We start from the raw sequence: 14,058 nt of genomic DNA, 5'->3' as shown, positions 1-14,058 counted from the left end.
CCTCCATGATCATTGGCTCGTGACCACCTCGTGCGGTAGTCAAGAGCCGATGATCATGCGTCGAGCCGCGGGAACAGCGCGTCACCCTTGGTGACCGGCGCACCGGGAACCAGCTGACCCCAGCGTCCCGCGTCGGCCAGCGGCTGCTCCGCCAACGCGCCCAGCGCCTCCGCGGCCCCCAGAGACTCCCACAACCGGGCGCAGGCCTTCGGCATCGCGGCGTTCAGCAGCACCGCCAGCACCCGGAGCGCCTCCGCTGAGGAGTACAGGATGGTGGCCAGCCGCTCGCGCTGGGATTCGTCCTTGGCGACCGCCCACGGCTGCTGCTCGGTGATGTACCCGTTCGCCGCCTCGACCAGGGACCAGACGGCGGCGAGCGCGTCGTGCGGAGCCACTCGCTCCACGGCGGCGTCGGCCTCGGCGACCGCCCGCTCGGCGACAGCGGCGAGGGCCTCCTCCGCCTCGGTGGACGCGGCCGGCGCGGGCAACGAGCCGTCGAAGTACTTGTTCACCATGGCCGCGACCCGGGACGCGAGATTCCCGAAGCCGTTGGCCAGCTCCGCCTGGTAGCGAGCGGCGATGTCCTCCCAGGAGAACGAGCCGTCGCTGCCGAACGCGATGGCGCGCAGGAAGTAGTAGCGGAAGGCGTCCGAGCCGAACGTGTCGGTGATCTCGGCGGGCGCGATCCCGGTGAGCTTGGACTTGCTCATCTTCTCTCCGCCCACGAGCAGCCAGCCGTGGGCGAACACCTTGCGGGGCAGCGGCACTCCGGCCGCCATCAGCATCGCAGGCCAGATCACCGCATGGAAGCGGAGGATGTCCTTGCCGACGAAGTGGATGTCGGCGGGCCACGTGCGACGGAACTTCTCGTCGTCCGCTCCGTAACCCACCGCCGTGGCGTAGTTGAGCAGGGCGTCGATCCAGACGTAGATGACGTGGGACTCGTCCCACGGCACGGTGACGCCCCAGTCGAACGTGGACCGGGAGATCGACAGGTCCTGCAGTCCCTGCTTGACGAAGCTGACCACCTCGTTGCGGGCGCTCTCCGGCTGCACGAAGTCCGGGTTCCGCTCGTAGAACTCCAGCAGCTTGTCGGTGTACTGGGACATCCGGAAGAAGTAGTTCTTCTCCGCCAGGATCTCCACCGGCCGGCCGTGAATGGGGCACAGCTGCTGACCGGCGAACTCACCGGTCCCCTCGATAAGGTCTCCCGGCTGCTTGTACTCCTCACAGGCCACGCAGTAGGCGCCCTCGTACGAGCCCTCGAAGATCTCACCGGCGTCGTACAGGCCCTGGATGAACTCCTTCACCCGTTCGACGTGGCGGTCTTCCGTGGTCCGGATGAAGTCGTCGTTGGAGGCGTCGATGGTCTCCAGCACCGGCTTCCACGCGTTCTCGACCAGGCGGTCCGCCCAGGTCCGGGCGTCTGTCTTGTTCGCCTCGGCGGTCCGCAGGACCTTTTGCCCGTGCTCGTCGGTGCCGGTGAGGAACCACACATCCTCCTGGCGCTGCCGGTGCCAGCGGGCGATGAAGTCGGTGACCACCGTCGTGTACGCATGCCCGATGTGGGGAGCGTCGTTGACGTAGTAGATCGGCGTGGTGACGTAGAACGTCGAGTCGGCAGCGTCGGGCATGGCATCGATCGTAGTCCTTGGCCGCCGCCCGTCTCACCCGGGCGAGACATGCCGGCCGGAGTGCCTGACAAGCACCGATCGGCGGGTCTAGGGTAACGATCATGTCCGACGGCCCGACCCGACCACCGACCGCAGAAGCCCTCGACCTGCAGCCCCATCCCGAAGGCGGCTGGTTCCGCGAGACCTGGCGCTCCGACGTGACGTTCTGGCCGGCCGGCTACGACGGCGAGCGTGCCAGTGCCACCTGCATCTACTTCCTGCTCGCGCCGGGCGAGGAGTCGCGGTGGCACGTCGTGAAGTCCGCCGAGATCTGGCTGTGGCACAGCGGAGGGCCGCTGCAGCTCAAGCTTGGCGGTCGTGGCGACGCGCCCGCACTCCAGCCCGAGACGGTCACCCTCGGCCGGCGCATCTCGGCCGGCGAGTCGCCGCAGGTGGTCATTCCTCCCGGTGTGTGGCAGGCCGCGCAACCGGCCACGGACGCGGAGGTCCTCGTGTCCTGCGTGGTGTCGCCCGGCTTCGACTTCTCCGATTTCCGGCTGCTCTGAACCCGCCGCTGAACCCGCCGCTGACTCCCCACACCTGCCGCTGAACCCGCCGCCGAGGCCACCGCTGAATCCGTCCCGAACGCCGCCCATGATCACGGGATGTGCTGGACGCCGATCCGGCTGCGGAACATCCAGTAGACCCAGCTCTGGTAGGCGAGCACGACAGGAATGAACGGCACCGCCACCCAGGTCATGACGGTCAGGGTGTAGTCGGTCGACGACGCGTTGTGCACCGTCAGGCTGTCGGCCGCGTCGAGCGTCGACGGGAGGACTTCTGGATACAGGGTGCCGAACAGCGTCACCCCGACGAACGCGATCGCGCCGAAGGTCGCGATGAACGCCCAGCCTTCCCGGCCGCGCCCGGTCAGCCTGCGGGCGGCGCCCACCAGGGTGACCGCGGCGATGCCGCCCACCCAGCCGATCCACGGCGACATTCCCGCTGCGGTGCCGACGGTCCACAGGACGAAGCCGGCGACGGCCACCGCGGCGAGCGCACCCACGCGTCCCGCGAGCTCACGCGCCCGGGCACGTATCTCCCCGACGGTCTTGAGCGCGACGTAGTGCGCGCCGTGGAGAAGCGAGAGCAGGAGCGTCACGACGCCGCCGAGCATCGTGTACGGCGTGAAGATGTCCGCCATGCCACCGACGAAGTCGTGCCGCGCGTCGAGCGGGAGGCCCTGCGCGAATCCGGCCAGGAGCACGCCCCAGAGAAACGCCGGCGCCGCCGACCCCCAGAAGATCGCCCGGTCCCACCAGCGACGCCACCGCTCGGTGTCGTTCTTGGCCCGGTACTCGAACGCCAGGCCGCGCAGGATCAACGCGATCAGGACCACGACCAGCGGCAGGTAGTAGGCGGACCACGCCGTCGCGTACCACTCGGGGAACGCCGCGAATGTGGCCCCGACCGCGGTGATCATCCACACCTCGTTGCCGTCCCAGACGGGTCCGATGGTGTTGATCAGAACACGTCGTTCCCGGTCGTCCCGCGCGAAGCCCCGGGTCAGCATGCCGACCCCGAAGTCGAAGCCCTCCAAAGCCAGGTAGCCGACCCAGAGCACCGCCACGAGGGCGAACCACAGCGTCGCCAGATCCATATGACACCGTTCCAATCATCTCGCCCCCTGGCATGGGTTAAGGTCGCTATCGTGCCCGATTTGTCCGCTTTGTGGAGCCTTAACCCATGCCAGGGGTTGGGGAAGTTTCAGTAGGCGAACATCAGGGGGCGGTCGGCGTCGTCATCGTCGCGGCCGGTCCCCGCGACGTCCCGGGAACGACGACGACCCCAGTCCGCCTCGGCGCTCACGTCGGGCAGCCCCGGTCGCGCATGCTTGACCAGAAGCCAGATCCACAGCCAGGTCAGCCCGGCGTACAGCACGGTGAAGGCGGACAACGTCGCGAACACGCTCCCGGCCGTGGATCCCGGCGTGATCCCCGACGCGGTGGGCATCAAACCGAACACCAGCCACGGTTGCCGGCCCATCTCGGTGAAGATCCACCCGAACGAGTTCGCCGCCAGCGGCAGGAACGGCAGGACGGCCGCGGCTCGCAGCATCCACACCGACCCCGGCACGCTGCCTCGCCTGGTGGTCCACAGCATCCACGCGGCGATCGCGGCCGCCAGACCACCGCATCCGACCATGAAGCGGAACGTCCAGTAGGTGACCGGGATGTTCGGCGCGTAGTCGCCCGGCCCGTAGAGCTCCTCGTACTCCTCCTGAATGTCGTTGATCCCTCGCACCTCCCCTTCGAACGAGCCGGTGGAGAGAAAGGACAGCAGCTGCGGGATCTCGATCGAGTACAGTGCCCTGCTGCCGTCCAACGTGCCGACGGTGAACAGTGAGAACGGAGCCGGCTGCTCGGTCTCGTAGAGGGCCTCGGCAGCCGCCATCTTCATCGGCTGCACCTCGGTCATGACCTTTCCCTGCAGGTCACCGGTGATGGCCGTGCCGACGCCGCCGATCAGCACGGCGACAGCACCGATGCGCAGCGCGGAGCGGAAGGCACCGGCATCGCTCGCAGCCTCAGGCGCGGCCGTCACCGGGTCGCGCCGGCCCTTCACCAGGTGCAACATCGCGACCGCCGCGACGACCGCCCCGCCGACCATGAAGGCCGCGAACAGGGTGTGCGGGAAGGTGATGAGGGTCACCTTGTTGGTGAGCACAGCCCAGATGTCGGTGAGCTCGGCCCGGCCGGCCTCCTCGTTGATCCGGTATCCCACCGGGTTCTGCATGAACGAGTTGGCTGCCAGGATGAAGTACGCGGACAGCAGCGTGGCGCACGCCGTCACCCAGATGGTGGCGAGATGGATCTTGGGCGGTATCCGGCCCCAGCCGAAGATCCACACCCCCACGAAGACGGATTCCAGATAGAAGGCCAGCAGCGCCTCCATCGCCAGCGGCGCGCCGAAAATGTCACCCACGAACCGGCTGAAGTCACTCCAGTTCAGCCCGAACTGGAACTCCTGAACCAGCCCGGTGACGACCCCCACAGCCAGGTTGACCAGGAGCAGCTTGCCGAAGAACTTGGTGAGCCGCAGCCACCGCTCGTTCTGGGTTCGCATCCATGCCGTCTGCATGATGGCGACGAGGAACGCCATGGAGATGGTGAACGGCACGAAGAAGAAGTGCACCACCGTCGTGATCCCGAATTGCCACCGCGCGAGGTCGAGCACATCCACGGGCCGGTCCCTTCCGAACGTTGTCGCGCCTGGCCAAGGCCAGCATCAGCGCACTCTTACTACGCTACGTCGTAGATACTACATCGCGTCGTAGATTTGTACGACGCGCCGTCGTACTACGTGCGGTAGGTATACTGGCCAGGTGGCTCAAGGACGACGCACCCAGCTGGGTGAACTCGAACGCGCGGCGATGGAGTACCTGTGGTCCCGTGACGACGCCGCCACCGTCCGCCAGGTGCACGAGGCGCTCAGCTCCACCCGTGAGATCGCTTACACGACGGTCATGACAGTCCTCGACCGGCTCGCCAAGAAGGGCTCGGTACAGCAGCTGCGGGACGGCCGCGCCTACCTCTACCGGCCGGCGTTCACTCGTGACGAGCTCACCGCCGAGCTCATGCACGAGGCCCTCGGTACGGTGGACGGCGCCGATCGCGCCTCCGCGCTGGTCCGCTTCATCGACACCGCCTCCGCCGACGACGCCGCCGCCCTGCGCGCCGCGCTCGCGGAGATCGCACGCCGCGAGACGTCGTCGTGATCGGCTTCGGGTCGGGCGCCGCCACTCCGCTGATCCTGACCGCGCTGGCTCTGGTCCTCGCCGGCCCCGCGCCCGCCTGGTTGGCCCGCTCGGCGTGGCCGAGCCGGGTGCCCCGAGCCGCGCTGGTCCTGTGGCAGGCGCTCGCGCTGGCAGCTCTACTCTCCGCGCTCGGCGCCGGACTGTCGGTGGGTACCCTGGCCGTGCTCAATGAGCGGCCCGGAACCGGCATGCTGATCCTGCACGGTCTCGCGTTCGCCTTCACCGTGCTCGTGCTGGCCCGGCTGTTGTGGTCCGCGCACACGCTCGGAGTAAGCCTTCGGGCCCGCCGCCGGCGCCACCGCCAGCTGGTGGACCTCCTCGGCCGCGACGACCGCCGGGCCCCGGGCGCGCACATTCTCGAGGCGCCGTCGCCGTTCGCGTACTGTGTGCCGGGCCTCCAGTCCCGCCTGGTGGTCTCCTCTTCCGCCCTGGAAGCTCTCGGCGACGACGAACTGCGCGCGGTCCTCGAACACGAGCGCGCCCACAGCCGGGCCCGCCACGACCTCGTCCTGGAAGGGTTCACCGCCCTGCACAACGCGTTTCCGCGTGTGGTCCGCAGCCGGGCAGCCCTGGATTCCGCGGCCGGGCTGGTGGAGATGCTCGCCGACGACGCCGCCCGGCGGCGCACCGGAGCGCTGCCGCTCGGACGCGCTCTGGCCCGGCTGGCCGGCGCCCCGGTTCCCGCGGGCGCCATGGGCTCGGGGAGCGTGACACCACTGGCCCGGATCCAGCGGCTGGCCGCCCCGGGCGACGAGGTCCACCGTTCCCTTGCGGCCGCCGTCTACGCCGGCGCCGCTGCCATCGTCACGGTGCCCACCCTGACCGTCGCGGCGCCGTGGCTGGCGGAGCTGAGCGCCTACGTGTGAACGGCCGGCCCGGGACCCGCACGTCCGCGGGCGCAGGGCGTCACCAGGTGGCCTCCGGCTCGAACGGGAACATCGGCCGGCGGCGGTTCCCGTAGTGGAGCGCCTCGAGATTCGCGCTGGTGGCTCCCGGGGTGTCGGCCCACACCAGTGCGGGGCACATGGGCTCGAACGCGGCTCGCGGCGAATGCACCCCCTTCGCGGCGATGATTCTCGCCTCGGCCGGGTCGATGCCGACCATCCGGAACTGCTCCCTGCTTCGGGTTCCGGCCGCGCGAGAGTGGACCGCGAGCCGAAAGCCGTCGTCGGTGCGGATACCGGCGGAAAGACCGAGATCGAAGTAACGGGAGCCGCCGTGCGTCGGCGACGGATCCTCGAAGGTGCCGTCGGCAACAGCGATCACCTCGCCGGACACCGGGAACGGTCTGCCGTGGCGGTCGTCCACCTTGCCTCCGACGTGGAGCTCCACCCGCCCGCCCGCGCCGGCATGCACACATTGCCGGGCTGCCTCCGGATCGTAGATCGACTCGATCAATCCGGTGATACCGAGGCGGCGTGCGGCGTGCAGCAGGTGCGTCGAGTCGCCGGGGCTGCCACCGCCCACGTTGTCGCCCATGTCCAGCAACAGCACCGGGCCGCGCGGTGCCGTGTCGGCCGTGCGCAACGCATCGTCCACGCTGTGCGCTCCCCCGGTGAAGTGCTCACGCACCGCCCACGCGGCGTCCGCGAGATGCATGGCGACCTCGTTCGCGAGCGCCGGCTGACCGTCGGTGATCGCCAGGACCGACGCTCCCATCTCCGGCACGTCGGCATATGGGAATCCCTCGACCACGCTCACCGACAGCACGCCCGGACGGCGCTCCTGCGCGCGGGCCGCCTTCAGCAACGAGGCCATGGGCTCGTCGGCGGTGCCCTGACGCAGGATGTTGATGGCCAGCGGCAGAGCGGCAAGAGCCATCACCGGCCGGATCTCTGCGGTGACGGCCCGCCCGAGCAGGCGTGCGCACGCCAGCCCCTGCGCTGCCGCGTCGACATGGGGGTTGGTCTGGAAGACGGTGACGACGTCGGCATGGTCCACCATCTGCCGGGAGACGTTGGCGTGCATGTCCAGGGTGACGCCGATCGGCACGTCCGGTCCGACCACGGAGCGCACCCGGCGGATGAACTCCCCGTCGGCGTCCGGGACGTGTGCCGCGACGGCAGCTCCGTGCTGCGGCAGCAGGACGCCGTCCCACGGCCCGCCGTGCCGCAGCGCGTCGAGCATCCGGCCGGTCAGATGCTCGTACGCCTCTTCGGTGCTGGGTCCGGACGGCGTGAGCCAGGCGAACAGCAGCGGCACCAGCTCCACGCCGGGTGTCTCGGCGGCATAGGCGAAGAACCCGGCCAGGATGGACTCCGAGCCGGCGTACACCTCGCGGATTTGCTCGCCTTCCACGATCGGGGCCGCCTGCCAAGCGTCGAGACCGGCCGGGACCGGCGCGAACGTGTTCGCCTCGTGGCCGAAGCCCACGGCCGCAAGGCGCATCACCGGAGCACTCTGGCGACGAGCTCCACCTCAACGGGTACCCCCAGGGGCAAGCTCGCCACCCCGACCGCGGACCGCGCGTGCCGGCCCCGCTCGCCCAAGACGTCGAGCAGGGTCCGGCTGACCCCGTCGGCGACCTGAGGGTGTTCCGTCAGCTCGGCGGTGCCGTTGACGAACACCGTGGCCTTCAGCATCCGCTCGATCCGGTCGAGCGAGCCCAGCGCGGCGGCCAGGCGGTACAGACCGTTGGCGGTCGCCTTGGCTGCCTCGGTCGCGGCCTCGTCGACGCTCACCCCCGCACCCACCCTGCCCAGCAACGGTCCCCCGCTCCCGGTGAAGGCGACCTGGCCGGAGACATATGCCGTCGCCTCGTCGATCGCCACGGCATCGATCAGCGCAGTCGGCGGCAGCGGAGGCGGCGGCTCGGGCAGAATCGCGGCGAGGCGCTGTTCGGCAGTGGTCATGTCAGGTACCTCCATCATGTGTACGGATCTTGCCTTTGCGTGACGTCGGCGGCCGGTCAAGGCCGGCCACCCCCTGCGCTTCACGCCGAGCGCAGGACCTTACCCGGGCGGGCGCCGGTCTGCACTCCGGCGTCGATGACAACCTCACCGTTCACCACCACGTGGTGGATTCCCGACGGTGGCCGGCACGGATCGAGGAACGTCGCCCGGTCGGTGACCGTCGCCGGGTCGAACACCACGATGTCTGCGGCCTTGCCCGGCGCCAGAACACCGCGATCGGGCAGGCCGATACGGTCGGCGACCGCCCCTGTCATCTTCCGGACAGCCGTGGACAGGTCGAGGTCGCCGAGCTCCCGCGTGTACCGGCCGAGCAACCGCGCATGCGCGCCGAATCCGCGGGGGTGCGGCCGGGCTCCGCGCTGATCGAACGGCACCGCGGATCCGTCCGATCCCATCAGCGCGAACTCACAGCGCAAGAATGTCCGGACGTCCTCCTCGGTGCGATAGAAGAGCACCACCTGCACGCTGTTGCCACCCTCGCGGCACAGCTCGAGCACGTAGCGGGCCGGCGGCATGCCGGCGGCCGCGGCCGCCTCCTCGATGGTGGCACCGTCCGGGGCCGGGACGGACGCCTCCGCGGGGGTGCCCCTGGCTATCACCACCCGTTCCCACAGCCATGGGATCCTCCCTCCCGGTCCCCAGCCGCCCGCAAGCTCCTCCTCGGCGCGGCGCGACACCACGGGGTCGGCGAGCCGCCGCCGCATCGCCGGCACGCCGCCCTCCTGAACCCAGGCCGGGAGATATTGTGTCAGCGCGGACGCCGACGCGTCGTACGGATAGACGTCACAGCAGATGTCGATCCCGGAGCGGCGAGCGGCTTCGAACGCCTCCAGCAGCCGCCCGGCGTTCCCCCAACTGGCCGGTTCGTTCAAGGCCACGTGCGAGTACTGGATCCTGGCGCCGGTGGCTCCGCCGAGACTGGCGGCCTCCTCCACGGCGGGGAAGACGTCGGCCCGGGCGTGGGTGGCATACAGCGCGTCGTGCGCGGCAAGGACCGAGCACAGTTCGCTCAGCTCGGCCCATCCGGCGTACCGGGACGGCACGTAGGTCAGGCCGGTGGACATGCCGAACGCGCCCTGCTCCAGCTGATCGGCCAGCAGCCGCCGCATCGCCGCGATTCCGCCGGCGGACGCCTTCTCCGCCATCCCGAGCGCGGCGATGCGCAGCTGCCCGTGACCTACGAGCGGAGCGACGTTGACGGCGACACCGTGCGCCTCGACGGCGACGGCGTAACCGTCCAGGTCCGTCCAGGTCGGTGTGACCGGATCGTGGCCGAGCCCGGCGAGCAGGTCGAGCTGGTCCTCCAGGACGTCGCCGACGAGCGGGAACGGCGAGAATCCGCAGTTGCCGGTCACCTCCGTCGTCACACCCTGGTGGATCTTGCTCTCGGCGCGCCCGTCCAGCAGCACGCTGACGTCGGAATGGGTGTGGACGTCGATGAAGCCTGGGCTGACCGCGAGGCCGCCGGCATCGATCACTCGCGCCGCTTCAGCGTGCCCGGCCCGGCTCGTCACCTCGACGATCACACCGTCGTCGACCACGACGTCGGCCCGGCGTGGCCGCGCTCCGGTTCCGTCGTGGACCAGCCCACCGCGGATCAGCAGCTCGGCCGGCACGCCGGTGTCCTCCCCCGTCGCCCACCGCGTAACCGGCTCCCGCAGCCTCTCGTCACGGCACTCGCCGCAGCCCGACCGGCCGGCCCGCCACACGCTCGCGGGCAAGGTCGAGGGCCGCCTCGTACAAGATCCTCCCGGCGTCCGGCGTGTACGGGCCGGAGAACAGGCGGGAGCTCCGGTAGGCCATCTCGATCTCGTATCCGCCGGCGGCATAGTCCGCCTCGCGCAACGGGATGTACCCGGGGACACCACCGGTGTACCCCATGACCAGAAGGTCCGGACGGCGCAGGGCGTTTCGCAGGTCGAGGGCGAACTCCACGAAGGGCTCCCCAGGAAGCATCACGATGCCGAAGCCGCCCCACCAGTGCACCGAGACCGGGACCTCCAGGCCGCCGGGCGACGGGCGATCGCGCCAATAGAGCGCCCACTCGCTCCATACCTCCAGCAGCGCCCGCCGGGGACCCGACTTCGCCGCCGCCTCGAGTTTCCATGCGCGCGCCCACTCACGCAGCGTCGATGCGTCCGGCGCCGGTCGTGTCGGCAGCCACACGCGCCGGGAAGTGGCGACGACGTCCACGACCGGCACCGGGTCGGCAGCGCGCAGAGCACGCGACACGCCGTCCCCGACCCTGGCACCGATCGCGTCGGCTTCCGCGAAGGTCCGCTTCGGAGCCGGCTCCGCGGAGAAGCTGTCGGTGGCCAGGTGGCCGGTGTTGATCTGGCCACAACAGCCCTGGACGAACATCACCTCGCCGCCCACGGCCTCGCGCACGTGCCGCCGTGCAGCACCCGGCCAGTCAGCCGTGATGGAGAGATTGTCCGGCCCCAGCGTCACCGGGTGACAGGCATGCGAGAAGATCGTCACGATCGGCGCGCCGGCATCGTCGGTCCACTGGATCGCGAAGACCGTGGGGTCGATCACCTCGGTGCCGCGACGATTGTGCGCGACCGAGTCCAGATAGGCCACCCCCGAGCGCATCCATGCCGACCGGCGCGCCTTCCATGCTCGCCGTCCAGCGTTCACGATGCCCGCGAACCCGGACTCCACATACTTCTCGTCCCTCTGGGCGCCGAAGCCGAGCGCCTTGACCTTCGGACCGCCGTGGGTGTGGCTGACCGTCACCGCGACGGACCCGGCGGGAATGCCGAGGTCCTCCGCGATCCGCCGGCCGATCTCGGCGGCGTCGCCCATGTCCAGGCTGATCAGGTCAGCGGAGACGATGACCGACGCGCTGTCGCCGTGGGACACGGCCACCGCGGTGGCGAGCAACGGATCGTGGACGCCGGCCGACGGAGCGACGCGCACCGCGAACCCGGCCATCAGCGATCCCACCGGCGGTGTGATGTCGACAGTGGCGACGCCTACCAGCGCCGGTTCCAGCGGGCCGCTCACAGCCACCTCACCCGGGACTGGAAACGGTCGAGGAATGTCGCGTGCTGACTGTCGCCACCGGGCGCGTTGCCGCTGCGCCAGATCGGCGGCGTCACCCCGCGGCGCACCAGCTCGGCGGTCGCCGAGGCGGTGATGCTGTTGAGCACATAGGCGTTGACGAACGTGGAGATCGCCGCGACGTTCTCCGCCAGGCCGTCGATGTTCAAGACGGCGTCGCCCACCGGCACCTTCGTGTCGACGTGCACGTCGACCAGGTCGTGCAGATTCTCCCGGCTCGGATGCCTGGCGGGGTGGTCCGGTGCCGTCGCCTCCGCGTGTTGGCGCGACGACACACCGATCACAGTGGCGCCCTCCTGTCTGGCGTATCGCGCGGCGTCGATGAGGGCCGCGTTGATGCCATAGGCGTTGACCAGAATCAGCAGGTCTCCAGCGCCGATCCGGTTGTCTCGCATCACCACGGTCGCGTAGCCGGGCGTGCGTTCCATGGCCATCGAACGCAGTGCGCCATCGGAGAGGAGGGTGCCGCCGTCGAGGATGGCGCTGATGTGGACCAGCCCGCCGGCGCGGAAGAACACCTCCTGTGCCGCCAGGTTGGAGTGCCCGCCGGGACCGTAGATGTACACCAGCTCGTCGCGGGCGACATGATCGGCGATCAGCGCGGCGGCCCGATGCACCGCACCGGCCTCCTCGTCCCGGATGGTCTCCAGCAGCCCGGTGACGGCCGTCAGGTACTCGCCCATCAGGGCCGCCGTGCCCGCCACCGCACCGCTCGGATCCCCGGTCAGCGCGCCGCTTCCTCGCCGCGTCGCCGTATGCGCGTCGTCTTCGCTCATCGATACCCACCTCCAGTGGCTGCTCCGGCAGGCACGGTGGTCCCGGCCGCCGTCAGCGTGATCAACGTCTCTCCTGCGGGCAGGTCGGTGGTGAGTTCCACCATCCGGCGCCCGTGCCGGTCCACCACGGCGTGTCCCACCTCCACACCGGCATCGGTGCGTGCGGAGCCGGGGGAGCCGGCCCAGTCGTCCGGAAGGGCGAGCAGGATGGCCGCGTCCTGTACCGGGCGCGGGGTGTTCACGACGACGTCCAACGCGCCGGCCGCGGCTGCGCGTACCGACAGCGACACCTCACGCCGCAGCCTCTCCCAGGCGTTCAGCTGCGCGGCCGTCCACCACGGCATCCCGTGGTCTCGCGCGAGCGCCACCACGTCCCGGCAAGCGTCCTGGACATATGTCCGCCGGTACACGTGGACCGGGTGGAACAGGAAGTGCGCCACCCCGTGGTGCGCGAGCGCCTGCTCGAGGATGACGTCACGGACCGACTCATGCGCGGCCCAGGCGAGATCCTGCACGTGCAACGGCAGCACGAGCACGTCGAGCCGGCTCCCGTTGTCCTCCACGCCGGCCATCGGGAAGGACAGATGCGCGGTCCCGAACGGGAAGCCGACGTTGCCTTGTTTGCTGGGACCCCGCGATTCATCGATCTGGACGCCCAGCGCCTGGCACCACAGGTAGAACTCGTCCCAGCCTTCCCACCTCGTGTAATGGTTCTTGTTGGACACGATCTCCTCGTGCCCGGTCATCGCTTGCGCCCACGCGTGCTGAGCGCGCATCTGGGGCCAGCCCCACGTCGCGATGTCCGCGTCTCCGACAGCGTTGTAGTGCAGGGCGTGCTCGTGCCCACGCTCGGCGATGGCGCGCACCACCTCCGGCTCGTACCCGCCCGGATAGACGTGACACCAGGTGGTACGCACGCCGGCCTCGTCGAACAGGCGCAGCGTGGTCTCCGCCTCTTCGCTCACGTTCCGATCGGAATCCACCGACAGGTGAGCGACGGCCGGCACGCCCGACGGCCAGTAGTACAGCCACGGGAGGACGACGCCGGTCCGCGCGGCGGCCTCGAACAGCACCTGCACGAACGCCTGCCGCCACAGATCGGCGTGGGGGCGGTGGAAGACCGGCACCGGCTCGAGTCCGGCTCGCCCGTCCGGCCTCGGCACCCAGCCGTCAGGCGGCAGCGCCCGGTCCGTTTCGTAGGAGAGGACGATGCCGTCGTCGCACTTGAGGACCCCGTCGTCCACCGCCGCCGACCCGTCGGCCGCCGGCACACCGTCCTCGCGGACCGGATCGCCTTGCTGAATACGGACGATGGTCTGCCACAGGTCCACGCCCGAGACGACGGCGAATCCCGCGCCGTGCCGCCGGGCCAGCATCGCCGTCGTGCCGTCGTCGCTCCACCGGGCGAGTACCGCTGTCCCGTCGGATGCGGCCTCGTCCGGCGCCGGCACGTCCAGGCGCACGCCGCCGAGCACGCGCAGCGGCACATCCGGCGGATCGACCCAGCCGTTCCCCCCGGTCACGCTCACGTGGCCGTCGCTCACCTCGCCGGTGGCGGACACACCGAACGCGGCCGTGAGCGGACCGGCGCCGACACACACGGCCACGCCGCCGTCGGCCACCCATCGCCGCACCGCCGACGCCTCGTTCTCGTCGAGCCGAGCCGCGGCGGGGAACACGGCGATGCGGGCGTGCTCGCGCGCCGCCACATCTGCTGGTGTCACCGTCTCGTACGGCAGCCGGAGGTGGCCGAGCACCTCGGTGCAGTAGAGCCACCACGGCTGACGGTCAGCGCTTTCGGTGTGCCCAGGGGCGTCGTCGCCGGGCACCACCATGATCGGCGCGGATTGCGTCACGTCATCTCTCCTTCGACA

Annotated in this window: 12 protein-coding genes; 3 read left to right on the top strand and 9 right to left on the bottom strand. The window is 70.1% G+C overall.

Annotated features, from left to right (window positions below; all coding sequences use genetic code 11):
* Positions 1-53 precede the first annotated feature (53 nt).
* Complete coding sequence (metG, locus tag G1H11_RS06785) at positions 54-1,634, bottom strand: methionine--tRNA ligase (RefSeq protein ID WP_163817365.1); 1,581 nt, start codon at positions 1,632-1,634, stop codon at positions 54-56.
* Between the two features lie 101 nt (positions 1,635-1,735).
* Between metG and G1H11_RS06780 the strand changes: the two genes are divergently transcribed.
* Complete coding sequence (locus tag G1H11_RS06780) at positions 1,736-2,179, top strand: cupin domain-containing protein (protein ID WP_163817364.1); 444 nt, start codon at positions 1,736-1,738, stop codon at positions 2,177-2,179.
* Between the two features lie 92 nt (positions 2,180-2,271).
* Here G1H11_RS06780 and cydB read toward each other — a convergent pair whose 3' ends face one another.
* A complete protein-coding gene (cydB, locus tag G1H11_RS06775; protein WP_163817362.1) occupies positions 2,272-3,273 on the bottom strand; it encodes a cytochrome d ubiquinol oxidase subunit II in 1,002 nt (333 codons plus the stop codon).
* A 107-nt stretch (positions 3,274-3,380) separates the two neighbouring features.
* A complete protein-coding gene (locus tag G1H11_RS06770; RefSeq protein ID WP_163817360.1) occupies positions 3,381-4,856 on the bottom strand; it encodes a cytochrome ubiquinol oxidase subunit I in 1,476 nt (491 codons plus the stop codon).
* A 142-nt stretch (positions 4,857-4,998) separates the two neighbouring features.
* On the opposite strand from G1H11_RS06770, the gene G1H11_RS06765 reads away from it, so the two are divergent.
* Complete coding sequence (locus G1H11_RS06765) at positions 4,999-5,391, top strand: BlaI/MecI/CopY family transcriptional regulator (protein ID WP_343074818.1); 393 nt, start codon at positions 4,999-5,001, stop codon at positions 5,389-5,391.
* Positions 5,388-6,296, top strand: a complete 909-nt coding sequence (locus G1H11_RS06760; protein WP_216843515.1) for a M56 family metallopeptidase — start codon at positions 5,388-5,390, stop codon at positions 6,294-6,296. The genes G1H11_RS06765 and G1H11_RS06760 overlap by 4 nt, the downstream gene beginning before the upstream one ends.
* A 40-nt stretch (positions 6,297-6,336) precedes the next feature.
* Here G1H11_RS06760 and G1H11_RS06755 read toward each other — a convergent pair whose 3' ends face one another.
* The 6 genes from G1H11_RS06755 to G1H11_RS06730 form a co-directional block, all read right to left on the bottom strand.
* On the bottom strand, positions 6,337-7,818 hold the full coding sequence (locus G1H11_RS06755; protein WP_246211080.1) for a M81 family metallopeptidase: 1,482 nt from the start codon (positions 7,816-7,818) through the stop codon (positions 6,337-6,339).
* Positions 7,818-8,282, bottom strand: a complete 465-nt coding sequence (locus tag G1H11_RS06750; protein WP_163817356.1) for a RidA family protein — start codon at positions 8,280-8,282, stop codon at positions 7,818-7,820. The genes G1H11_RS06755 and G1H11_RS06750 overlap by 1 nt, the downstream gene beginning before the upstream one ends.
* 80 nt (positions 8,283-8,362) lie before the next feature.
* Complete coding sequence (locus G1H11_RS06745; RefSeq protein WP_163817354.1) at positions 8,363-9,958, bottom strand: amidohydrolase family protein; 1,596 nt, start codon at positions 9,956-9,958, stop codon at positions 8,363-8,365.
* Positions 9,959-10,010: 52 nt separating this feature from the next.
* A complete protein-coding gene (locus G1H11_RS06740; protein WP_163817353.1) occupies positions 10,011-11,351 on the bottom strand; it encodes a neutral/alkaline non-lysosomal ceramidase N-terminal domain-containing protein in 1,341 nt (446 codons plus the stop codon).
* Positions 11,348-12,184: a sugar isomerase domain-containing protein gene (locus G1H11_RS06735; protein ID WP_216843514.1), complete on the bottom strand. Its 837-nt coding sequence runs from the start codon at positions 12,182-12,184 to the stop codon at positions 11,348-11,350. Before G1H11_RS06735 ends, G1H11_RS06740 begins: the two co-directional genes overlap by 4 nt.
* Positions 12,181-14,040 carry a polysaccharide deacetylase family protein gene (locus tag G1H11_RS06730; RefSeq protein WP_163817351.1) on the bottom strand — a complete coding sequence of 620 codons (1,860 nt, stop codon included), beginning with the start codon at positions 14,038-14,040 and terminating at the stop codon, positions 12,181-12,183. Before G1H11_RS06730 ends, G1H11_RS06735 begins: the two co-directional genes overlap by 4 nt.
* Positions 14,041-14,058 lie beyond the last annotated feature (18 nt).

This window comes from Phytoactinopolyspora alkaliphila (genome assembly GCF_010550695.1).
Taxonomy (GTDB): Bacteria; Actinomycetota; Actinomycetes; order Jiangellales; family Jiangellaceae; genus Phytoactinopolyspora; species Phytoactinopolyspora alkaliphila.
Note: the sequence above shows the minus strand (reverse complement) of the source record. Positions and strands in the feature narration are given on the sequence as shown.

Coding starts and splice junctions, on each gene's coding strand:
- G1H11_RS06755 (WP_246211080.1), bottom strand. CDS start 7,818: ATGCGCCTTGCGGCCGTGGGCTTCGGCCACGAGGCGAACACGTTCGCG.
- G1H11_RS06750 (WP_163817356.1), bottom strand. CDS start 8,282: ATGACCACTGCCGAACAGCGCCTCGCCGCGATTCTGCCCGAGCCGCCG.
- cydB (WP_163817362.1), bottom strand. CDS start 3,273: ATGGATCTGGCGACGCTGTGGTTCGCCCTCGTGGCGGTGCTCTGGGTC.
- G1H11_RS06735 (WP_216843514.1), bottom strand. CDS start 12,184: ATGAGCGAAGACGACGCGCATACGGCGACGCGGCGAGGAAGCGGCGCG.
- G1H11_RS06780 (WP_163817364.1), top strand. CDS start 1,736: ATGTCCGACGGCCCGACCCGACCACCGACCGCAGAAGCCCTCGACCTG.
- metG (WP_163817365.1), bottom strand. CDS start 1,634: ATGCCCGACGCTGCCGACTCGACGTTCTACGTCACCACGCCGATCTAC.